Raw genomic sequence first — 20,842 nt, 5'->3', positions numbered from 1 at the left:
GAAACCGCTATGAGCCGCGTTACAGAAATTCGATATGTGGGTTACGCCTTGCCAGACCTGGAGGCCGAGCGCGCTTTTTATGCCGATCAGTGGAAGCTGGTCGAGGCGGGCGAGAAGGACGGCATGGTCTATTTCGCCGCCGATGGCGGGCATGAACATCATGTCGTGCGCCTGCGTCAGGCCGAAGAACAGCGCATCGACGTGATCGCGCTGGCCGCCGACAGTCGCGCCGATGTCGACGCCCTGCATGACAAGGTCGTCGCCTCAGGCTGCCGCATCATCTTCGCGCCCAAGGATCTGGACTCGCTGGGCGGCGGTTATGGCTTCCGCTTCTTCTCGCCCGACGGCCTGACCTTTGAAGTGTCGAGCGATGTTGCGCGCCGCACCGCGCGAGACCTCGCCCGTTGGGAAGGCGTGCCGGAAAAGATCAGTCACATCGTTCTGCACTCGGCCGATCACAAGGCTATGGTGGAATGGTTCTGCGACGTGCTGGGCTTCAAGGTTTCCGACTGGCTGGGCGACTTCATGTGCTTTCTGCGTTGCAACAGCGCGCATCACCGCATCGCCTTCCTGCCCGGACCGCCCTGCCTCAACCATGTCGCCTATGACATGCTGACCGTCGATGACATGATGGTGGGCATCAATCGGCTGCGCTTGAAGGGGACCGATATTCGCTGGGGACCGGGCCGTCACACGGCGGGCAACAACACGTTCAGCTATTTCACCACGCCCGCGGGCTTTGCGGTCGAATATAGCTCCGAACTGGAGGATGTGGATTTCGAAACCCATCAATCGCAGGTCCACGCCCCCGCCCCCGGCATCATGGACCAGTGGGGTATCGGCGTCGGGGGTCCGCAGACCATGCCGCACGCTGCGCCCGACAAGGGCTTGTTCCAGGCTGTGGAGGTCTGACCGATGGCTTTGTTCGAATATTTCCCCAACTATATCTGGAACCTGTCGGTCGCGATCGCGATGGAGAGCGGCGGGCGCATCGGCGAGATCGTCGATATGTGCCAACCGATCAAGGACGCCGCCGCATCCGGCGCGGACGCAGGCACGCCCATGTTCATGGCGCAGTGGGTCGCGATGGCCGACAAGCTGATCGGGCTGGCGGCAGAGGATGAGGCGGAAGGCCGCGCCTTTTCCGCTTCCGACAAACTGGAGCGTGCGTCGCTCTATCTGTTCAACGCCGAACGGATGCAGGGCCACGGCCATCCTGGTCGCGAAGCCACCTATGCCAAGGCGCGCGATACGTTCGACCGTTCGACCGCTCTGGGCCGGATCAACCGGCAGCGTGTCGATATTCCGCTCAGCACCGGCACCATGCCCGCGCTCTACACCCGCGCGCCGGGCGATGGTCCCCATCCGGTCGTAGTCTATTGCAATGGCCTCGATAGCTGCAAGGAACTGCTCTATTGGTCGCGCCTGCCCGAAGCGCTGGCGCGGCGCGGTATCTCTACGCTCTGCGTCGATCAGCCGGGGTCGGGCGAAGCGCTGCGGCTTCAAAATCTCCCTGTCGATCCACATAGCGAAAACTGGGCGAGCAAGGCGGTAGACTGGCTGGAGCAGCAGGACGATGTCGATCCCAAGCGGATCGGCATGACCGGCATTTCGCTGGGCGGCCATTTTGCCCCCCGCGCCGTGGCCTATGAACCGCGTTTCGCATCCGGCGCGGTCTGGGGCGCGAACCATAATTGGGCGGAGGTGCAGCAGAAGCGCATGAAGCGCGAAGGCGAAAACCCCGTCCCCCATTATTGGGCGCATGTCATGTGGGCCTTCGGCGCGAGCGACATGGACGACTTCCTGGCCAAGGCGGAGAACATGAACCTCAACGGCCATATGGACGGGATCAAGGTGCCCTTCCTAGTCACTCATGGCGCGAAGGACCGGCAGATCAGCGTCGATTATGCCCATGACTGCTATGACCAGCTGGTCAACAGCCCGCGGCGCGCGCTCAAGCTGTTCACCGAGCGCGAAGGCGGCGTCGAGCATGTCGGCGCGGACAATATGTCCTATGGCCGCGACTATATCGCCGACTGGTTCGCCGATACGCTGGGCGGCAAGACCGCCTGATGGGCGTGGAAGGACAGATGGGCCGCATCACCCCCTATATCGCGCGGGAGACGATCGTCAGTGCCGCGATCAACGGGGTGATCGGCGCGCTGTTCTTCCTCGCCGTCTTCGGCACGGCCGGGCGTGTCGCGGTGGGGCATTGGGGCGGCTACGCCTTCGATTTCCTGCCGCAAAGCGCGGCGGTTGCGCTGATGGCCTGTTTCGTGCCGGGTGGGATCGCGCGGCGCGCGCAATCAGCGGGCCGGTTTGGCGGCCATCCCGTGACAGTTCGATGGCTGTTGCAGGCCGCCCTCGTCTCGGTCCTGTGCGGCCTTACGCTGGGCGCGGCGGTCTCGCTTTGCCTGGCTCGCCAGCAGTGTCGCCACGCTGGACTGGCGACCCGCCCTTGTCATCAAGATCATCTACGGCGCCGCGCTTGGCGCATGGGTCACTCGGCGCGTGCTGCGACGCATGGTCGGCGGCGCGTCCCTTATTTAGGAAAATGCTCATGGAATTTGAATCCGTTCGCCGCATCGTCACCGGGCACGACGCCGCCGGCCGCGCCATCATTCAGGAAGATGGCCCGGTCCAGCGTGTCCAACGCATCGGCGGCGACATTGGCCCGATGTTTCACGAAGTCTGGAACACGCAGGCCACCCCAGCCCCGCTGGACGCCGCCTCCGGCGAACCAGCGGAAACCGGCATCATCCTTGCGCCGCCCAAGAACGGCACCCGCATCCGCGTGCTGGACATCCCGCCTGAAGGCGACGGCATCCGCACCATGTCGCTCGAGGAAGCCCGCGCCCATTTCGCCGAAGTCGGCGCGCATGACGCGTCAGCCCATGATGGCGAAGGGTCGCGCCACGCCCTGATGCACCGCACCGAGACCATCGACTATGGCATCGTGGTGGAGGGCGAACTTGTCCTGATCATGGACGAAGGCGAGACCACGGTGCGCGCCGGCGACATCGTCATCCAGCGCGGCACCAACCATGGCTGGTCCAACCGGTCCGATCGCAATTGCCGGATCGTTTTCATCCTGATCGACGGCACGTTCGACGCCGAGTTGAAACGCTGAGCCTGCGTCCGGCGCGCGCCGTTAGCGCGCCTCCATTGTGAAAATATCGGAAAGGAAGCAACCCATGCGTTTCGCAACGCGCGCCAACGGCACAGCCGACGGGGAATTGTTGCTCTTGTCGCAGGATGGTGCGCGCTGTCTGCCGATGGGACCGCGCTGGCCCAACCTGCTGCACGCCATTGCCGATTGGGACGCGCTGCTGAATGACGCCGCAGCCCTCTCGACTACGCTGGCGGCAGGGGGCGGTGAGAATCTCGATCACACCACGCTCCTAGCGCCCCTGCCGCGCACCTGGCAGTGGCTGGACGGGTCGGCTTTCGCCAACCACGGCGTGCTGATGCAACGGGCGTTCAACCACCCCCCTATCAAACCGACCTGCCGCTCATGTATCAGGGCATGAGCCACTGCTTCCTGGCCCCGCATGACGATGTCGCCTTTCCCACCGAAGCCGACTTCATCGATTTCGAAGGGGAATTCGGCATCGTCACGGACGATGTGCCGATGGGCTGTTCGGCGGCGGATGCCATGGCGCATATCCGCCTCATCATCCTCATCAACGACTGGTCGCTGCGCGCCGTGGCACCAGCGGAAATGAAGACAGGTTTCGGCTGGATTCAGGCCAAGCCGGCCTGCAGCGCCGCGCCGATCGCGATCACGCCCGACGAGCTGGGCGACAATTGGCGCAATGGCCGGGTCTGCCTGCCATTGCGCGTGGAGGTTAATGGCCAATGGTTCGGCCATCCTTCAGGCGAAAGGATGGGCTATGGTTTCCATGAGCTCATCGCGCATGCCGCCCGTACAAGACATCTGTGCGCAGGCACTATCATCGGCTCCGGCACAGTGTCCGACGCTGATTTCAAGCAGGTGGGATCGACTTGCATTTCCGAGCGGCGCGCAATTGAAATAATCGAGCATGGCAACGCGATGACGCCCTTTTTGCGCTTTGGGGATAAGGTTTTCATGCAAGCAGGGGAAACCGAAAGCATATTTGGTGAACTGAATCAAAAAGTCGTGAGATGTAATTCGGGGTCTAAACCCAATTAGCCTCTTGAAAATCTACGCGCGCATTGATCCAGCTATTCTCCATTGTTGTAGGAGACTATTAGCGATATCGCGTTCATTGTTCTGGTTGTTGGGCGAAGCATGGGCTGCGACCGAGCCGCACTTGCCGAAGAACCAGCCTGGAGCGTGACGGGTCGATGACCGGCGAGTGATCCCCGGACGGCGCAGCCGCCAGCGTCTGATCCAGTATGACGAACGCCGCTACAATGACCGTTCGGGGGGGCGAGGCTATGTTCTGCCGCCTCAAGGACTTCCGACGCATCGCCACCCGTCACGACAAACGCGCCTGAAACTTCCTATCCGCCATAAGCCTCGCCGCTGCCGTGGCATTCTGGCTCGGACCGAGCCGAGATCCTAAGTTTACAAGCGTTCGTTTCCGGCGGTAATTGTTATAGCGCTGACCTGCCCATATGCCCCGCGATGAAAGATAAGAGGCGACACTGTTCGTTCAGCCGTCATGGCCTTGACCTCGCCCAATACGAAATCGTGATCGCCTGCGTCCTGGACCGCATAGAGATCGCAGTCGATCCATGCCAAGGCTCCATCCAAGACCGGAAGGCCGTTTTGCGAGGTTCGGTGAATGACCTCGGAAAATCGATCGGCTATCGGGCCGGAAAACCTGCGGCAGAGCAACTCCTGATCCTGTGCCAATATGTTGACGCAAAACCGGCCGGTTTCGGCGATCGGCGGCCAACTCTTCGACTTTTTGTCCGGAAAGAATCCGATCAACGGCGGATCGAGGGAGACCGACGTGAACGACCCCACGGTCATGCCGATCGGCGCACCTTCTGGCGTTACGCTCGTGACGACACACACGCCCGTAGGATAATGCCCCATGACCGTCCGAAATGTGGCGCTATCGATACTCATGCCTGACGTCCTTTCGATGTTCTGGATAATGACCGCCGCATCGTCGCTAGCGGGCGATATCGAAATGTTGGTTACGGACGATATGAAGACCATAGCCTTCAAGACCTACCGGGGCACGATGGTCCGAACTCGTCAACAGGATCAGATCATGGACGCCAAGGTCGGCGAGTATCTGCGCGCCAACCCCATAAGTGCGACCATCCATGTCGATGTCGGCACCCGCGACCGTCTGTAACGCCGACCCGGTGTCCGTGCGGGGGACAAGCAGCACGATGACACCATGGCCAACTTGCGCAATTTCCTCCATGGCAGCGGGTATCGCTCGGCTCCGGGAGCCATGTTCGCCCAACAGGTCGGACAGGAGTGACGCCGTGTGCATACGCACCAGCGTTTCCCTGTGCGGATCGATCTCGCCTTTCTGCAGGACCAGATTGTAGGTGCCGTCCACCTTGTTGCGATAGGTCAGCAGCCGCCATTCACCGCCATGATCGGAGACGAAGCACGTGGTGGAGATACATTCCACCAGATGATCGAAACGCCGTCGATAGGCAATGAGGTCGCGAATCGTGCCGATTTTGAGGCCGTGTTTTTGCGCAAACGGGCCAAGTTCGTGCAGCCGGGCCATCGATCCATCCGGGTTCATGATCTCGCAGATGACGGCGGACGCATTGAGCCCGGCAAGACGCGCGATGTCCACCGATGCCTCGGTATGGCCGGCGCGCACCAATACCCCGCCATCACGCGCGATCAGCGGAAACACATGCCCCGGCTTGATCACGCCGCGGACCATCTTCAAACACAGTCTGCATGCAGTCGTGCAGCGTCGCTATGGCCACGCGATCCATGTCGTGCAGGTCTGCCGGCAATCGCTTGGGAAGCGCGGGGACCGTTCCCGTGGCCGATGTCACGGCATGTGCGCGGAAATTGTGAAACGCTATCTTACGTCCGGTCGGCAGGCCGAGAAGCTCAATCTTCACGAACCGAAAGGCATAGCGCCTCGGCAGACGGAACGACGAAGGGACGACGTCGATCGTCACGATCTCTTCTGGCAGCCAGCTTTCAGACAGCCATCCCTTATAGGGCTGGAACGGTTCCGCCACGTCGGAAATGACTTCGCCAAATGTGAAGCGCAGCCGCACAGGCGCGCCGATCACAGCGCCTACACTCTCGATATCGAAGGACAGATGGCCGGCACGATGGCCGCCGAAATCGATGATGAGGGCGCCGCCCGTTTTCTGCAACAATCGGGACTCGATGGCGTCTGCATCTCCGACCTTATCGATCCGCCAGCCCAGCGGCTGCTCTGTGTCCCTGACCGGATTTACAAGGCCGAGGGGCTTCTGAACCGATACATTGAGCCGCGGCTTCAACTGCTCGGCCTTCTCCAGCAAAGATTGACCGACGGATGAGGGCGACAACGCAACAGACTGCGCTGACAGCGGCAAGGGCGCCAACGCCGCCGCTATCGCACCACGCGGTACTGCCGATAACAAATGTCGGCGCGTTACCTCTACCATCCCATTCCCAGCTTTCATCGGCCTTGATCAAACATGGTTCAGAAGGAGAGGCTATCACGGCTTATCCGTCCCAGACAGACTAGACGGATAGTGGACGGTTATCGTGCGGGCTGAAGCACAGCAACTCGGCGACAATCACATGAAATCCGACGGCTTTGCGTTGATCTCTGGCGGAGCAGCGCCGAACCTGGCGAACGCCTGCGTATCGTAAAACCCATGACGACCGAAAAACACTGTCGGAATCTAGCACGGACAGATGATCGAGGGAGTCACTCGCTCAACCGCTTCATTCAACTCGATTTGGCGTGGTCGTTGCAAACAAACAAGCGACTGAATCGATAGTCTCAGCGACATGGACAAGATCGTAAACACCGCCAACATGCACAGCGGGCCTGCGGCGCACACCTGATCCGAACGCCGTTCACTGCGCAATATCAAAGGCCCGGCATGTTGCTGCCGAGCAATCGGGCGTGGCGCAGTCCTCGGTGATCAGTGTGCCCCCGAACTTGGCGACTTTGCCAAGGCGAACCGCTCTGGCGATACGCAAAATATGCAACCATTCCCGCATTGACAGGTCAGACTGTCATGGCTCTGTCGCGAAGTGCCCTTAACCGCCCGGCATCCAAGCGGGGGAGTCGCACAATGCAACCTATAGTCAAGAAATCCAAAGCCGCCATTTTGCTCACGTCGCTCAGCGCACTGGCGCTGTCGGTGTCGGTGTCGGGCATTGCTGCCGCGCAAGAAACCGCGCCAGCCGCCGCACCGGATGTGGAAGAAGAGCCGCAATCGGACATCGTCGTAACGGGCAGCGCGCGCGCCCAACGCCGCTTTGACGTATCCTATGCGGTCAACTCGCTTGGCGAGGCCGAAGTCCAGAAGATCGCGCCCAAGAACTTCGCCGATCTGCTCGGCACGGTTCCGGGCATCCAGGTGGAAGCGACTGGCGGTGAAGTGCAGAACATCACCCGCGTGCGCGGTATTCCGACGGATCGCGGCTATCTGCTCTTCCAGCAGGACGGGCTGCCGCTCTATCATGAAATCGACGGCGTGTTCTTCAACTCCGGCGACGGCATGAACCGCTACGATCTGATGACCGAGCGCGTCGAAATCGTCCGCGGTGGCCCTGCGCCAATTTACGCAAGCAGCGCCGCCGCCATTGCCAATAATATCACTGCGACCGGCGGCCCCGAATCGCGTGGCAAGGCGCAGATCACGTTGGGCGATACCGGTCTGTACCGGCTGGACGCCATGCAGTCAGGCCCAGTTGGCGAAAACACCTATTATGCGATTGGCGGCTTCCTGCGCCAGCATGATGGCTATCGCGACGCCGGATTTCCCAACGACAAAGGTGGTCAGATCCGCGCCAATCTGAAGCACGATCTGGACAATGGCTTCGTCAAGGTGGCGATGCAATATACGAACGATCACAACCTGTTCTATCTGCCGATCCCGATCGCCGATCCGCGCAATCCGTCAGTCTCGCTGGATCCCTATATCGACTATCACACCGGCACGATGAACTCGCCGTCGCTGCGCAACGTGAACATCAAATATCGTGATGGCGCGGGCGTGACGCAGGGCTTGACCCGCGATCTGGCCGATGGCCGCCATATCCGCTTCTTCAATGCCGGCATCCAGTATGAAGGCGATTTCGACGGCTGGCTCGTCTCTGCCAAGGGCGGGTTTACCAAGGGCAAAAGCAGCTTCGACGCTTTCTATTCGACCACCAATCCGGTCGATGGCAATGCCTTTATCGCCAGCAATCTGGCGGCCGCGCGCACGGCTTTTGGCGCGGACGTCGCGCGCCTGGGTTACGCGATCGCAGGCACGAACGGCGCGACGGCCTATGATCCCTATGCCGCTTCCGGGCTGGTCATGTCCGGCCAGTACCGCGTTTCGGAATCGAAATTCTATTCGGGACAGGCCGATCTGAGCGTGACCCGCAAATTCGAAACCGGCTTTGGCACGCATGACGTGCGGGTTGGCACCTATGGATCATTTTACGGCAATACGCTGTTCCAGGTCTATCAGGACATGCTGATCGAGGTTCAGAGTCGGCCGCGCACGCTCGACCTCGTCGCTTATTCGGCCACGGGCGCCGTGCTGGGTTCGGTCACGCAAAATGGCGTCTTGCGCTACACGACCACGCTCAATCAGGGCAAGGCCGATGCGAAGATGATCGCCATCTACGCGAACGACACTTGGGACGTGACCGACGGATTGAAGATCGACGGTGGCATCCGCAAGGAATGGTACGACTATGAAGGCTATTCGTTACTGTCGGCCAGCGCCAATCTGGGCGACGCCACCACGATAGCCGATAATAATACCCGCGCCTTCACCGGCGCGATCGTTTCCCAGACGCTCAAGCCTTCGGCGACTAACTGGACACTCGGCGCCAATTACGATTTCAATGGCAATTTGGGTGCCTATGGCCGTGTCTCCAATCTGGAAGTACCCCCGCAGATGGGCGTGGTATCCAACCCAGCGCCCACCATTATCAAGACCAAAGCGCGTCAGTATGAATTGGGCGTCAAGGCAAGCTATGGCCCTGCCTATGTCTATGTGACGGGATTTTACACCAAGTTTAACCCGTTCAACGCCTCGTTCATAGCTTTCAACCCGTTGACCGGCCGCAACGACCAGTCCGTGCCTTTCATCGGCGAAGCTGTTGTGAAGGGTGTAGAAATCGATGGCAAGATCACGCCCGTCCGCTGGTTTGAATTGGCCGGCTCCGTCACCTATTCCGATGCGCAGTATCGCAACCTGCAAAACTCGTCAGGTGCCGATCCCAGCGCCGTGAACGGCAACCAGATCATCCGTGAACCCAAATTTTTCGGCAATGTGCGCCCATCGTTCACTTTCCCGGTGGGCGAGGGCGAACTGCAGATCGCGGGACGTTATGAATGGGTCGGTCGTCGCTACGTCGATCTTTTCAATCTTACCGCGCTGCCGGCCTATCAGACGTTCGGCGCCAGTGCGGCGATGACCTATGGCAAATGGCGCTTCCAGGTGGTCGGCGACAATCTCACCAATGCGAAGGGATTGACCGAAGGCAACCCGCGCACTGACCAGCTTGCCGGACAGGGCGCAAGCGATGCGATCTATGGTCGTCCGGTGTTCGGCCGCAATTTCCGCTTTATCCTCAGCCGGAGCTGGTAATTTGCACCTGATGCGTGCGTCTGCCTTCGGGGCTTGCGTGGCAGTTGCCTTGTCGCTGGCGTCGGCAACGACGGCAGCGCAGGAGCCAGCGGGGTACACATCACCCTTTGCCGATACGCTGCCGACGCGTGTCTTTCCGCTGTTCGCCATGATGCGGACAGCGGATGGCTGGGGGCAGGCATTGCGGGATGACAGCGTGCTTCAAACGCTGACAGCCGATCGCGCGGCGCGCATTCCAACAGGTCCATGCACGCCTTCGCCGCAATGCCTGGCCGATGCGTGGATATGGACCGATGCGGACATCGCTCTGGTCCAGGCGCGCTTGCGGTACCTGGTGGAAAATCCGAAACTGGGCAAGGCGCTGGTCGCACGGCAGATGCGCCCATCGGGACGTTTTGCACGATATGCGGCGTTGTCCGATGCCGATCTGGTGGCGGCGGCCTGGGCGGAAACGGCGGCTGCAATTAACCGCGTGATCGCTGTCTATGCCATGGGTGTGGCGCCGCGCTATCCTGTCATAGATGCGACCATCTTCAATATGGCTCTGCCACAGATGGCCGACATTTTGAGCGCGCATGGCGTCGCCACCGCCGCGCAGGCGAAGGGCAGCGACCTGTTTTTCGACCCCGCTCAGCGTTATGCGGCGGGCCTGCTGCAAATGAACGAACGCATCGACGCCGGAAATTTCCGGCCTTTGCTCGGCGGAGACAATGCCGAAACCAACCGCGCCATTAACAGGATGAACTGGCGTGAAAAGCCCTACACGGCACTATTGGTATTTGGTCACGGACCGGAGGATGCGCAATCGCACACAGGCGTGATGGGGCACATCCGCTTGTCGATCGCCGCCGATATGTTCGCACGGGGCGTCGCGCCCTTCATCATCGTGTCGGGCGGCAATGTGCATCCCAACCGCACACCGTTCAACGAAGCGGTGGAGATGAAGCGACTGCTCATCACGCAATATGGCGTGCCTGCCGACCGTATCTTGATCGAACCCCATGCGCGCCACACCACCACCAATTTGCGCAATTGCGCGCGACTGTTGCTGGCCGCAAAATTCCCCACCGATCGGCCCGCCTTGGTAGTGGCGGATCATCGCACGATCCAATATATCAGCAGCGATGTGCTGGCCCAGCGCAATCTTGCCGAAATGGGCGTGCAGCCCGGTCGCCTGACACCAGGACCCGACCAGTTCACGCTGGTCTTTGCGCCAGATCCGATCTCTTTCCATGTCGAAGCCATAGACCCGCTCGATCCATGATGAGGCACGCCGTTATCCTGGTGGCAGTCTTGGCATATGGCGCGGTTGGGGAGGCTGCGGCAGCGCGTGAGCTAGGGCGGCTGGTCGATCCGTTCGTGGGTACGCTTGCCGACTATGGGCAACTCAGCCCCGCGGCGGTTGCGCCTTTTGGCATGGTCCAGCTTGGTCCCGACACAACGCCCGCCAACCATGCCGGCTATGACCATGCCGCCACCCAACTCACCGGATTTTCGCACACGCGCGGCGTCGGAGTCGGCTGCGGCGGGGCTGGCGGCGACGTCAAGGTCATGCTCGCCTATGATGATGCGACACGTCCCGCGCCGATCGACAAGCGCCGCGAACGCGCCTATGCTGGCTATTACAGCGTCAGTTACGGTCCCGGCATCATCGCGGACATGACTGCCACACGCGGCGCGGGCAGCCTGCGTTTCACCGTGCCGAAGTCCGGACAGGTCAACGTCATCGTCACCTTCGATCGTGGCTATTCCAAGCGCATCGCCGCCCATTGGCAGGCGCAACCGGACGGCGATCTGCGCGCCAGTTTTTCGGCAGGCACCGTCTGTGACGCAGGCATCTATCATCTCCATTCCGCGACACGCCTGACCCATAATGGCAAGCCAGTGACAGCGCTCTGGCACGGCGACGCGGCTCGAGAGGCGCGATTGGCGCTGCGCGTGCGCAGCGGCGATAGTGTCGAACTACGCACCGGCCTTTCCTCGGTCGATCTCGCTGCTGCGGCGGCAGTACGGGACACCGAACTGGGCAACCGTCCTTTCCGGACCGTTGCCGCGCAAACATTGGCCGACTGGAACAGGCAACTCTCCCGTGTCCATATCGGCGGCGCGCGCAAGGAGCAGGCGCTCTTCTATACCTCGCTGTTCCGCGTGATGCAGTCCCCCGTCGCCATCGCCGATCCGGACGGGCGCTTTCGCGGCAGCGATGGGATCGTCCAACAGCTTTCGCCCGGCGATCAGCATTATACCAGCTGGGCGCTGTGGGACAATTACCGGACGCAAATGCCCCTCCTGGCGCTGATCGACCCGCAGCGCGCCGGACAGATCGCACGCTCCCTTGTAAGGCTTTACCAGAGCGGCAAGGCGCGCTGGGCAACGCCAAGCGAGCCATTTCTGACCGTGCGCACCGAACATGGGGGGATTGCCCTGCTCGACTTCCGACGCAGGGGCATTACTGATTTCGACGCGAAGGCGGCACTGGCCGGGATGGTGGCCGAAAGCGCCACGCTTGCCCGCGAGACGCCGGACGAACAGATCGAGGCCGCCTATGACGATTGGGCGATTGCCGAACTGGCGTCGGATCTGGGCGAAGCCGCCACCGCGGAGGCGTTTCGGGCGAAGGCGCTCAGCTATCGTCCAATGTGGCTGGCCACTTTCCGCGACCTTGGCGAGGATGCCGATATCGTGAAGGCGCGGGGGCTGTATCAGGGGACATTGGCGCAGTATCGCTGGGCGCCGGTGTTCGATCTCCCCTGGCTGGCGCAGACGCTTGGCCCGAGGTTCCGACCGGAGCTGGATCGCTTCTTCGCCGACAATCTGTTCAACATGACGAACCAGCCCGACATTCATACGCCCTATCTCTTTGCATGGGCGGGCGACAAGGCTGCCACCGAACAGGTGGTACGCCGCTACATCACCCAATCCGTACCGCATCGCTATGTCAATTCGGGCGTCCGGCCACAGCCATGGGTAGGGCGCAGCTTCGCCTTGTCGCCGCAGGGATTTGCCGACGGCATGGATGACGACGCAGGGACCATGTCGGCCTGGTACATATGGGCCATGCTCGGCCTCTATCCCATAACGCCGGGCGATCCGCGCTATGTCGTCACGACGCCGATGGCCCGGAACATTCGGATCAACGGCAGGCGATTGATGGACATGCCGGTTCGATCGGTACAGCAGGAGACAGGTCTGTGACACGGTTTGTTATGGGGCCCTGCCTTGCTGCTGCCCTGTGTGGAGCGATGGCTATGGCACAGCCTGTGTCGAACCCCGACGCCTTGCCAATCAATGCAATACAAGTAGTCGGCACGCACAACAGCTACGCAATCCCCGCCGATCCGCGTGTCATGGCGCTGATGGCGCCACGTTTGTCCGCACTCATGGCAAAGGCGAGCGAAACGATGCTCCCCGCCCAGCGCGCGCAGATGCTGGATGAGCATCCTGGTCGCCTCACTGACATCGCCGCGAGCCTCGACTATGTGCAAATGCCGTTGCAAGCACAGTTGCGCAGCGGCGTTCGCAGCATTGAAATCGATCTGCAACCCGATCCCAAGGGCGGCACCTATGCCGATCCCCTTGCCTATCGCCAGTTGCGCGAGCAGGGGGTGAGCGATCTTGCGCCCATCTATCGCGACGAACTGACCAAGCCGGGGATGAAGGTGCTGCATGTTGCTGACCTGGATTTTCGCAGCCAATGCCCGACTTTCCGATACTGCCTGACACTGATGAAGCAATGGTCGGATACGACGCCGAACCACAGCCCTATATTCGTGCTACTGGAGCCCAAGCTTTCAGGTCTGGATAAGGCGATCCCCGACGCGACTGCGATCCCGCCGTTCGACAAGGCGGCGTTCGACGAAGTGGATGACAGCATTCGCAGCGTCCTTGGCCGCGACAAGCTGTTCACACCCGACGATCTTCGGGGAGACTTGCCGACACTGGAAGCTGCCGCACGGGCAAAACGCTGGCCAACGCTGGGGCAGGCCCGCGGAAAATTCCTGTTCCTGTTCCTCGTACCAGGAATGAATCTCAAAACCTTCTCGCCCTATCTGGACGGACGCCCATCACTCCAGGGGCGTGTCGCGTTCGTGCAAGGTCAGGCGGGCATGGCGCACACCGCCTTCATGCTGTTCGACAATGCGCTGACGCGCGGCGCGGAAATAGGCGAGGCCGTCCGCCAAGGGTATCTGGTGCGGACACGGGCCGACATTGACACCGTTGATGCGCGCGATGGTTCGGGCAAGCGCCGCGACGCAGCGCTTGCCAGTGGCGCACAAATCATATCGACCGATTATTTAAGCGCCCCCAATATCTACGGCAACGACTACCACCTTGCCCCCTTTGGACAGGGATGGCGTTGCAACAAAGTGGTGTACCGTTGCAGCGGCGCTCGATAGTTGTTGGCTAGCTCCCCCCATGGCGAAGTGTTCCGCAATGTCGTTTTAGCAGAACGACGGTTATGCCCTCGAATTTCCAGTGGGCAAACGAAATGCCTGCTTCCGAGAATTCAAAATCTTAATGCCTCGGATTCTGATCGAATGCTCCGGTTGGCGAGCTACCGCAACATAGTCGCACGCAGCTTTTCGACATCGGCGTCGGTCAACTGCAGGGCCTTTTTCATGAAGCCTTCCGAACCACCATATTGTGAGTCAATGTAGGTGAAAAACTGCGTCAGGTGCGATGCGCCACTGCGCGTGTAGAGCGGCTCGGCGATCGTGCGCTGCGTCTCATCCTTCGAAAAATAATATTTCAGGATGGGATTGTTGGAATGGTCGGCGGGATCGACCTTAGGCATTTCCCATTGCGGGCGGCGCAGCGCAGTCGACATATGATAGTCCTTCAGGATCGTCTCGCGATCAACCCCCAGCATGTCATAGAGCAAGGCGGTCGCCATGCCAGTACGGTCCTGCCCCGCCGAACAATGGTAGATGACCGCGCCTTGATCGGCGTTGATCCGTTGATAGACGGCGCGCAACTGCGGGATCAGCAGTTTTTCCATGCCCTGATAGACATTCTCGCCATTACCCTTGCCGAAATTGGCCATCAGGGGCTTGAGCGAATAATCGTTGGAAATGAACAACGCGCCCGTGCGGTCGTCCACCAGATCGGGGGCGACCTCCCGTTCCTCCAGCGACCGCAGATCGACCACCGATCCCACGCCAAGCTGATCGATCAGTCTGTAATCCGCCTCGCTCAGCAGCGGCATCGCACCGGAGCGGAAGGCCTTGCCCCAGCGCACGGTGCGGCCGTCCTTGGTGACATAGCCGCCGATGTCGCGAAAGTTGCTGCCCTGCTCCAGCGGGAGAACCCGCTCGGCAACTACGGTCACGTCACCCTGGCCGTCCTGAAGCAGGACATAGCGGCGCTGGTCGGCCGATATGGAAAGTGCGATCTTGCCATCCCTGGCCGCAGCACGGATAGTGTCGGCGCCAACGCGTTGGTCGCTCGCATCGATGGTGCTGTCCTGGCTGATCCAGATCGCCACGGGATTGATGTCGCCCCGATCCAGCAGCACGGTGACCGTGTCGGAACGCATGAGCGTCGCCGCTTCGCGTCCATGGGCAGGGCTGGCGACCCAGGCTGCCAGCAGCAGCGCGGTGACAAGGGTGATGCGCATCGGTTGTGTCTCCGTCAAAAGCTGAAGCGAACGCCGAACAGGTAGCGCGATCCGATTTGCTCAACTTCGGTCGGCGTCGCGGTCGTACCCTGATAGGCGATGTATTTTTCATCGGTCAGGTTCGCGAGATCCGCGAACAGCGTCAGATTGTCATTGAGGGCATAGCGCAGCGACACGTCGAGATTTTCATAGCCCTTGCGATATTCGCCGCTGCCAAAGCCGCCCAATGTATCGAGCCAGTTGGACCGCCACTGATAGCTGACCCGCGCCGAGATGCCGTATTTCTCGTAGAAGAGCGATGCATTGGCGATGCGTTTGGACATGCCCTGGAAAGCGATATTCTGCTGTGTGGGCGTGTCGAAGCTGCCATTGAGCAAGGTGACGTTGCCTTGGAAGCCGAAGCCGTCGAGCGCGCCCGGCAGGAAGTCGAACTGCTTGAGCAGATTGAATTCAACGCCATAAAGCTTGCCCTTGTCGCCATTATAGGTGCCGCTCAGCAGATAGGCCGACCGGTCCACGCCGCCAAAGTCATAGAAGTCGCTGCCAACCGGTGCCTGATTTTGGTACAGGACATCTTCCACCCAGCGATGGAAGGCGGCGACGGACACCATGCCGTTGCCGGGTAGATAATATTCGATACTGGCATCCGCTCCCCAGGTATATTCGGGCCGCAATGCAGGGTTGCCGCCGCCGATTGTGCCGGGGCTGTTGGTGTCGTTGATGGACGCGCCCACACGTATGGCCCCATAGGCCGGGCGAGAGACGCCGCGTTGTCCAGCCAGCCGCAAGACCAGATTGTCGGTTGCGGCATATCGGATGTTGAGACTAGGAAAAAAGTCGGTCTTGCTGGATGTGAAGGTAAGCGGCGTTCCGATGCCGCCGGCAACCACCGTACCGCGATTGTCCATCAGATAGCGCTCCATCCGGACGCCGCCGACGGCGGTCAGCGCGCCGCTTTCGACCTTGCCCATAATATAGGCTGCGAGGGTGCGTTCGCGCTGCGCATAACGGTCGCTCGCGGGAACATCGAGCGCGGGATTGTAGCGGCCCGCCGCCTCCAGCCTGTCGAGCAGGCTCAAGGCATCGTCGCGCATCGCACCATTGTCGACATAGTTGAGCGTCACGCCCAGCGGAAAACTAGTCTCCCAGGGCCTGTTCGTGACATAGTCGTTGATGTTGAACGGTTGCCCGACCGATGCGCCCAAGGCACCGATGGCTGCGACATTGGCGGTAGAAAAGTTATTGCCCGTAATATCGCGATCGGCATAGAGCCCGCCTGCCGACAGCGTAAGATCGCCGATCTCTTTGGAAAGATCGAACTTTGCAGTATAGCTGTCCGATATCGTCTTCTGCCGCGCAGCGATCAATATCGTGCCGGTTGCGGATAGGCTGGCCTGATTGAACGGCCCGTTGACAGTCACGATCGGGAAATTGGGATCGTTATTATCATAGCTGAGCGACAGATTGTTCGCGCCGCTGGTCGATGATTGGATCAGGGGCAGGAACGTCGAATTTTCCGTGCGGGTATAGTTGAATTTGAACGACGCGCTCAGCCCGTCATCTGTCTTATAGTCGCCGCCGACCGTGCCGATATAATTCCGGTTGCGATATTCGCCAAAGTTGAATGTGCCCCGCAACGGCACACCCGTCAGGGTGCCGCTGTCCTGGGTGCGGGTGCCGCCAGTCGCGCGATCCAGGCGGAACTCATATTGGTTGCGCTGCTCATTATCGTTGAATTCGGAGAAGATCGCCTTGGCATAGAGGCGCTGACCTTCTTCAGGACTATATTCGACGCCGCCGAATAGACCGTTATTCCAGCGTTCGATCTCATATTGCCGTACGTCGAACTCGGTCGGCCCCTTGGCATCATAGGCACCGACCTCGCGATTGTCGGTCAGCTGTTTGCGGCGATAATGCGACCCGCCGACTACAACCCCGAACACGTCGTTCGACCAGGACAGACGCATCGACGCCTGCCGCTGTTCGCCCTTGCCCAAGTCCATAAAGCCATAACCCGCGTCGCCGGTTACGTGCAGCCCCTTGCGATCCATTGGCGAATAGGTGCGCAGATCGATGGTGGCGACGACCGCGTCAGCCTGCAGGTCGCTGGTCAGCGATTTGTTGATGACCATTTGCGACAACAGCACTGCGGGGATGGCATCGAAACGGAAGGCGCGGGTGTCGCCGCCCTCGTCCACGCCCACCATCGGGATGCCGTCAATGCTCACCGAGGTCCAGCGATTGGGCGCGCCGCGTACCTGGATATAGCGTTCCTGGCCCTGGTCGCGCTGGACGGCGACGGCGGGCAGGCGCGACAGGGCGGCAGCTGCGTTCTGATCGGGGAAACGCCCAACGGCATCCGACGCGGCCACATCGGACAGGTTCACGGCGGCGCGCTTGAGCGCGATCGAGTCCTGCTGAGCCGACAGGATTGACCCGGTAACGATAATCTCGCCACCTTCTTCGCCCAGCATTTCGGCCGACGGTGGCGCATCCTGCGCCGCGAGAGCGGACGGGATGAAAGCGATTAGGGCGCAATAAGCGGTCGAGCGTAATAGCAGGCTGCAAGGCAATTTCATGGTCGGTCCCCCAGATGGTGCGCCGACCCGCTAGAACGGTTGTATGTATTTATTGTGACGTTCGTTCGTGATATGAAAATGCGTAGATAGACCACCGCCAGGGTCGCCGACAGCGCAAGCTCTTGCTATCCTTACCTTTCCATCGCCAAGCGACTGACCGGGTAACTATGTCTGAAAATGTTAAAAAAACATCTGATTACAGACTTATAGATGCAGCAATAGAGCAATGGGAGCGATACGGCTATGAAGGCGTTTCAACCCGTCAGCTATCGGCCATCGCCTCTGTTCCCTCCTCGTCAATCTATCATCATTTTGGATCTCTGGAACAGTTGTTGGGGCTGGCACAGGTGTATGTTCAGGGGCTTGCGCAGCAATGGTGTGACGATCGAATCGCACAGTTGGCGGGTATGCCACGCGACCCGCGCGCTTTCCCCGCCTTCTTTGCTGCGTGCGTGGACGATTGGGTACGCAACGAGCGACGTCTGGCATTTGCGTGGCGCGAAGGGCAATTGCTGCGCGCCAACAGCCAGTCGGGTAGCGCGCTCCAGCAACAGTGGCAAAGGCTCTGGATCGATTTCTGGCAGGAAGCGACGGCGCGCTTCGGCTTGGAGAGAGGTGCGGGGGTTGTCTACCGCCTGTTCGAAAATGAATCCTCCCTCCACATGATCGATTGGCGTCGGTCCGTCGACCGTGCCGGGCTCGACGAATTTGCACGCGGGGTTGGGGCGTGGCTGATGGGCGATCCCGTACCACCGGCGCCTTGGCGCGATTTTGCCCGTGCTGCTGCGCTCGAAGCCTTGCCAGCCGAGCCGCATCACGACAGCATCATGGCACAAATAGTAGAGGCGGCAGCGGCCCTTGTAGAAGAAGTCGGCCCCGGCGGATTGACCCATCGGGCTGTGGCCGCCAGTTCTGGCCTGACGCTTGGTACGGTGTCGCATAAGGTTCGGACCAAGGCCGAGCTTGTCCAGGTAGGCTATGGCGGTCTCTATATCAAAGCCGTTTCGCGCCTGCGCGCGCAGACCTCGGTTTTGCCGTCGGGTCGCGACACGGTGGGCAGTATCGCCCATTTCTTGGCCGAAAATTCGGGCAGTCGTGGCATTGACGCGCTGCATCTTGCGGTTGCTCGCGATCCCGCGCTGCGCCAGTTTGGGCTTCAACTTCGCTATCTACGTGGCAGCACGTCCCGGTCGCTACTTCAAATGCTCCTTCCGGATCGACTTACGCCGGGCCATTTGGAACCAGCCTTGTTATCGAGCTTCCTCTCTTCGCTATCGCGCCATTATGGCGACTGGACGGCGGACGAAGCGCGTGCGCCGATCCGTGCCGAGCTGGAAGATCTGGTGGCCTTGCTCTGATCTTGCGCGGCACATGTCGCTTCACGAAGCTGTCATGGATGCGCTGTAGCGGCCAAGCATGCGCGGAGGCCGTCCTTCGGGGATGGACCCGCCGATCCGTCCGACTGGCATGCAAATCAGCCGCGTCCGGCTCGCTGCCTTCTCTCTGCCGGTGTTGCTCTTTCAAGCCATCGAAATGGCATGGCGTGCTTATCTGCCGCGGTTTCTGACCCTGGACATCGGGATCGCATTGGGCGCTGTCGGCGCAATCCTCCTAGGAGCGAGGCTTCTGGACGCGATCGCAGACCCGATCATAGGCTGGATGAGCGATACGGTGCGCACGCCCATGGGCAGGCGTAAACCCTGGATGGCGCTGGGGGCCGCGCTGGTCCCGGTGGGCGCACTAATGCTGTTCCTGGCTCCGCCTGGCGCTGGACTGACGCAAATTATAGCGGCCAGCCTGCTGCTGCATCTGGGTTATTCCTTCATCATCACGCCTCATGGCGGCTGGGGATTGGAACTGTCGGCAGACAAGCATCAGCGCACCCGCATCATGGGGGCCAAAGTGTGGTTCGGATTGTTGGGGTCACTCGGCCTACTGGGGATCATGGCGCTGATGGAGCGCGGTTTTGCCATTCCTCGCGACAGCCAGATGGCAATGCTGGGCTGGGCCATCGCCTTGCTGGCACCCATCACCGTCGTGGCGGTGATCCTTCTGTTCAAGGAACCCGCCGACCTCACCACGCCGCCGAAGGTCGGCAACCCAGTGCTGCTGTTTCTGTCGATCCTTCGCAATCGGTCGATGCGTACGATTCTGGCGTTATATGTGCTGACCGGCATCATGGATGCAGCGGCGGCCAGCAGCTTCCTGTTTCTGGCCGAGGACGTATTGGGATTGAGCCGTTGGGGTGCCGCGTTGCTGCTGGTCCAGCCCGTGCTTGCACTGGCGACGTTGCCGATGTGGAGCCGGGTCAGCGCCCGGATCGGCAGAAAGCGGACTTTGATGATCGCCTATGGCTGGCAGGGACTGACGGCGCCGCTGCTCTTTTGTATCCCGGAAGGTCAGCCTGTTATATTTGCCGCCTTCCTTGCCGTCCGCGCACTGGGATGGGGAGTCGACTATATGCTGTTGCGCGCGATGGTCGCTGATCTTGCCGACGAACAGTTGCAGGATATGGGGCGGCTGGGCGGCGTCTATTACGGTATGAGTAGTGTAACGCTTAAAATTGCCATGGGGTTGGGCGGCGGCGGCGCACTGTGGCTGATGAAAATCATGGCGGGCCCATCAGGCATAGCATCCGCGGACGCGGTCCGCTTCGCCTATGCTTTGCCTGCCACGATCCTCGGCCCAATCGCGCTTTTACTTCTCTTCATGCATACCGCACGGAGAAACAGATTGTCGGCAGCTAGGAACTGAAAATCAGAGGCTGAGTGTCCGTGAAGGGTCGTGATTGCCCTTTTCCGATACCATCGCCCGCTGGATTATCCGGGCAATGTCGGTGCGAGCAACATTTTGCAAAACTGAAACCGTTGCGGAACCACGCATTCCACAGCATGATCGGAAGCGT

16 protein-coding genes and 1 pseudogene are annotated in these 20,842 nt (G+C 60.6%); 12 read left to right on the top strand and 5 right to left on the bottom strand.

Going from position 1 to position 20,842, the window contains the following annotated elements:
* Positions 1-9 precede the first annotated feature (9 nt).
* The 6 genes and pseudogenes from Q0D44_RS08070 to Q0D44_RS08050 form a co-directional block, all read left to right on the top strand.
* Positions 10-912, top strand: coding sequence for a VOC family protein (locus Q0D44_RS08070; RefSeq protein ID WP_294135117.1), 903 nt, complete (start codon positions 10-12; stop codon positions 910-912).
* A gap of 3 nt (positions 913-915) precedes the next feature.
* The gene (locus tag Q0D44_RS08065) at positions 916-2,073 is read left to right on the top strand and encodes an alpha/beta fold hydrolase (RefSeq protein ID WP_294135115.1); all 1,158 of its coding nucleotides are present in this window, start codon (positions 916-918) and stop codon (positions 2,071-2,073) included.
* A gap of 487 nt (positions 2,074-2,560) precedes the next feature.
* Positions 2,561-3,130 carry a cupin domain-containing protein gene (locus tag Q0D44_RS08060; protein ID WP_294135113.1) on the top strand — a complete coding sequence of 190 codons (570 nt, stop codon included), beginning with the start codon at positions 2,561-2,563 and terminating at the stop codon, positions 3,128-3,130.
* 64 nt (positions 3,131-3,194) lie between these two features.
* The gene (locus Q0D44_RS17475) at positions 3,195-3,530 is read left to right on the top strand and encodes a hypothetical protein (RefSeq protein ID WP_366009203.1); all 336 of its coding nucleotides are present in this window, start codon (positions 3,195-3,197) and stop codon (positions 3,528-3,530) included.
* Positions 3,515-4,174: a fumarylacetoacetate hydrolase family protein gene (locus Q0D44_RS08055; protein ID WP_366009201.1), complete on the top strand. Its 660-nt coding sequence runs from the start codon at positions 3,515-3,517 to the stop codon at positions 4,172-4,174. The genes Q0D44_RS17475 and Q0D44_RS08055 overlap by 16 nt, the downstream gene beginning before the upstream one ends.
* A 166-nt stretch (positions 4,175-4,340) precedes the next feature.
* Positions 4,341-4,482: pseudogene (locus tag Q0D44_RS08050) on the top strand (IS5/IS1182 family transposase); the annotation flags it as partial.
* A gap of 70 nt (positions 4,483-4,552) precedes the next feature.
* On the opposite strand, the gene Q0D44_RS08045 reads toward Q0D44_RS08050, so the two are convergent.
* Genes Q0D44_RS08045 through Q0D44_RS08035 form a run of 3 tightly spaced genes read right to left on the bottom strand, consistent with a single transcriptional unit; the run spans position 4,553 to position 6,579 of the window.
* A complete protein-coding gene (locus Q0D44_RS08045; protein WP_294135111.1) occupies positions 4,553-5,062 on the bottom strand; it encodes a flavin reductase family protein in 510 nt (169 codons plus the stop codon).
* Positions 5,063-5,108: 46 nt separating this feature from the next.
* Entirely contained in the window at positions 5,109-5,822 is a 714-nt protein-coding gene (locus Q0D44_RS08040) for a 3,4-dihydroxy-2-butanone-4-phosphate synthase (RefSeq protein ID WP_294135107.1), read from the bottom strand.
* Entirely contained in the window at positions 5,800-6,579 is a 780-nt protein-coding gene (locus Q0D44_RS08035; RefSeq protein ID WP_294135105.1) for a hypothetical protein, read from the bottom strand. Before Q0D44_RS08035 ends, Q0D44_RS08040 begins: the two co-directional genes overlap by 23 nt.
* A gap of 642 nt (positions 6,580-7,221) precedes the next feature.
* On the opposite strand from Q0D44_RS08035, the gene Q0D44_RS08030 reads away from it, so the two are divergent.
* From Q0D44_RS08030 to Q0D44_RS08015, 4 genes are read left to right on the top strand one after another with little or no spacing between them, the layout of a single operon-like run.
* Positions 7,222-9,741: a TonB-dependent receptor gene (locus Q0D44_RS08030; protein WP_294135103.1), complete on the top strand. Its 2,520-nt coding sequence runs from the start codon at positions 7,222-7,224 to the stop codon at positions 9,739-9,741.
* Positions 9,742-9,778: 37 nt separating this feature from the next.
* Positions 9,779-11,005: a YdcF family protein gene (locus tag Q0D44_RS08025; RefSeq protein WP_294135100.1), complete on the top strand. Its 1,227-nt coding sequence runs from the start codon at positions 9,779-9,781 to the stop codon at positions 11,003-11,005.
* A gap of 20 nt (positions 11,006-11,025) precedes the next feature.
* Positions 11,026-12,936 carry a glycoside hydrolase domain-containing protein gene (locus Q0D44_RS08020; RefSeq protein WP_294135095.1) on the top strand — a complete coding sequence of 637 codons (1,911 nt, stop codon included), beginning with the start codon at positions 11,026-11,028 and terminating at the stop codon, positions 12,934-12,936.
* A 53-nt stretch (positions 12,937-12,989) separates the two neighbouring features.
* On the top strand, positions 12,990-14,138 hold the full coding sequence (locus Q0D44_RS08015; RefSeq protein ID WP_294135093.1) for a Ca2+-dependent phosphoinositide-specific phospholipase C: 1,149 nt from the start codon (positions 12,990-12,992) through the stop codon (positions 14,136-14,138).
* A gap of 158 nt (positions 14,139-14,296) precedes the next feature.
* On the opposite strand, the gene Q0D44_RS08010 is transcribed toward Q0D44_RS08015, so the two are convergent.
* The gene (locus Q0D44_RS08010) at positions 14,297-15,358 is read right to left on the bottom strand and encodes a tyrosine-protein phosphatase (RefSeq protein ID WP_294135090.1); all 1,062 of its coding nucleotides are present in this window, start codon (positions 15,356-15,358) and stop codon (positions 14,297-14,299) included.
* A gap of 14 nt (positions 15,359-15,372) precedes the next feature.
* Positions 15,373-17,937, bottom strand: coding sequence for a TonB-dependent receptor (locus Q0D44_RS08005; RefSeq protein WP_294135088.1), 2,565 nt, complete (start codon positions 17,935-17,937; stop codon positions 15,373-15,375).
* Between the two features lie 167 nt (positions 17,938-18,104).
* On the opposite strand from Q0D44_RS08005, the gene Q0D44_RS08000 reads away from it, so the two are divergent.
* Both Q0D44_RS08000 and Q0D44_RS07995 read left to right on the top strand, forming a co-directional pair.
* On the top strand, positions 18,105-19,295 hold the full coding sequence (locus tag Q0D44_RS08000) for a TetR/AcrR family transcriptional regulator (RefSeq protein WP_294135085.1): 1,191 nt from the start codon (positions 18,105-18,107) through the stop codon (positions 19,293-19,295).
* Between the two features lie 82 nt (positions 19,296-19,377).
* The gene (locus Q0D44_RS07995) at positions 19,378-20,691 is read left to right on the top strand and encodes an MFS transporter (RefSeq protein ID WP_294135082.1); all 1,314 of its coding nucleotides are present in this window, start codon (positions 19,378-19,380) and stop codon (positions 20,689-20,691) included.
* Positions 20,692-20,842: the final 151 nt, after the last annotated feature.

Source organism: Sphingobium sp., assembly GCA_023266575.1.
In the GTDB taxonomy this organism is placed as follows: Bacteria; Pseudomonadota; Alphaproteobacteria; order Sphingomonadales; family Sphingomonadaceae; genus Sphingobium.
This window is presented reverse-complemented; position numbering and strand designations above follow the sequence as displayed.

Excerpts from the sequence above, each read along its gene's own strand:
- Q0D44_RS08070 (WP_294135117.1), top strand. The coding sequence starts at position 10 with ATGAGCCGCGTTACAGAAATTCGATATGTGGGTTACGCCTTGCCAGAC.
- Q0D44_RS08055 (WP_366009201.1), top strand. The coding sequence starts at position 3,515 with ATGTATCAGGGCATGAGCCACTGCTTCCTGGCCCCGCATGACGATGTC.
- Q0D44_RS08000 (WP_294135085.1), top strand. The coding sequence starts at position 18,105 with ATGTCTGAAAATGTTAAAAAAACATCTGATTACAGACTTATAGATGCA.
- Q0D44_RS08005 (WP_294135088.1), bottom strand. The coding sequence starts at position 17,937 with ATGAAATTGCCTTGCAGCCTGCTATTACGCTCGACCGCTTATTGCGCC.
- Q0D44_RS08010 (WP_294135090.1), bottom strand. The coding sequence starts at position 15,358 with ATGCGCATCACCCTTGTCACCGCGCTGCTGCTGGCAGCCTGGGTCGCC.
- Q0D44_RS08045 (WP_294135111.1), bottom strand. The coding sequence starts at position 5,062 with ATGAGTATCGATAGCGCCACATTTCGGACGGTCATGGGGCATTATCCT.
- Q0D44_RS08065 (WP_294135115.1), top strand. The coding sequence starts at position 916 with ATGGCTTTGTTCGAATATTTCCCCAACTATATCTGGAACCTGTCGGTC.
- Q0D44_RS08015 (WP_294135093.1), top strand. The coding sequence starts at position 12,990 with ATGGCACAGCCTGTGTCGAACCCCGACGCCTTGCCAATCAATGCAATA.
- Q0D44_RS08035 (WP_294135105.1), bottom strand. The coding sequence starts at position 6,579 with ATGGTAGAGGTAACGCGCCGACATTTGTTATCGGCAGTACCGCGTGGT.
- Q0D44_RS08030 (WP_294135103.1), top strand. The coding sequence starts at position 7,222 with ATGCAACCTATAGTCAAGAAATCCAAAGCCGCCATTTTGCTCACGTCG.
- Q0D44_RS08060 (WP_294135113.1), top strand. The coding sequence starts at position 2,561 with ATGGAATTTGAATCCGTTCGCCGCATCGTCACCGGGCACGACGCCGCC.
- Q0D44_RS07995 (WP_294135082.1), top strand. The coding sequence starts at position 19,378 with ATGGACCCGCCGATCCGTCCGACTGGCATGCAAATCAGCCGCGTCCGG.
- Q0D44_RS17475 (WP_366009203.1), top strand. The coding sequence starts at position 3,195 with ATGCGTTTCGCAACGCGCGCCAACGGCACAGCCGACGGGGAATTGTTG.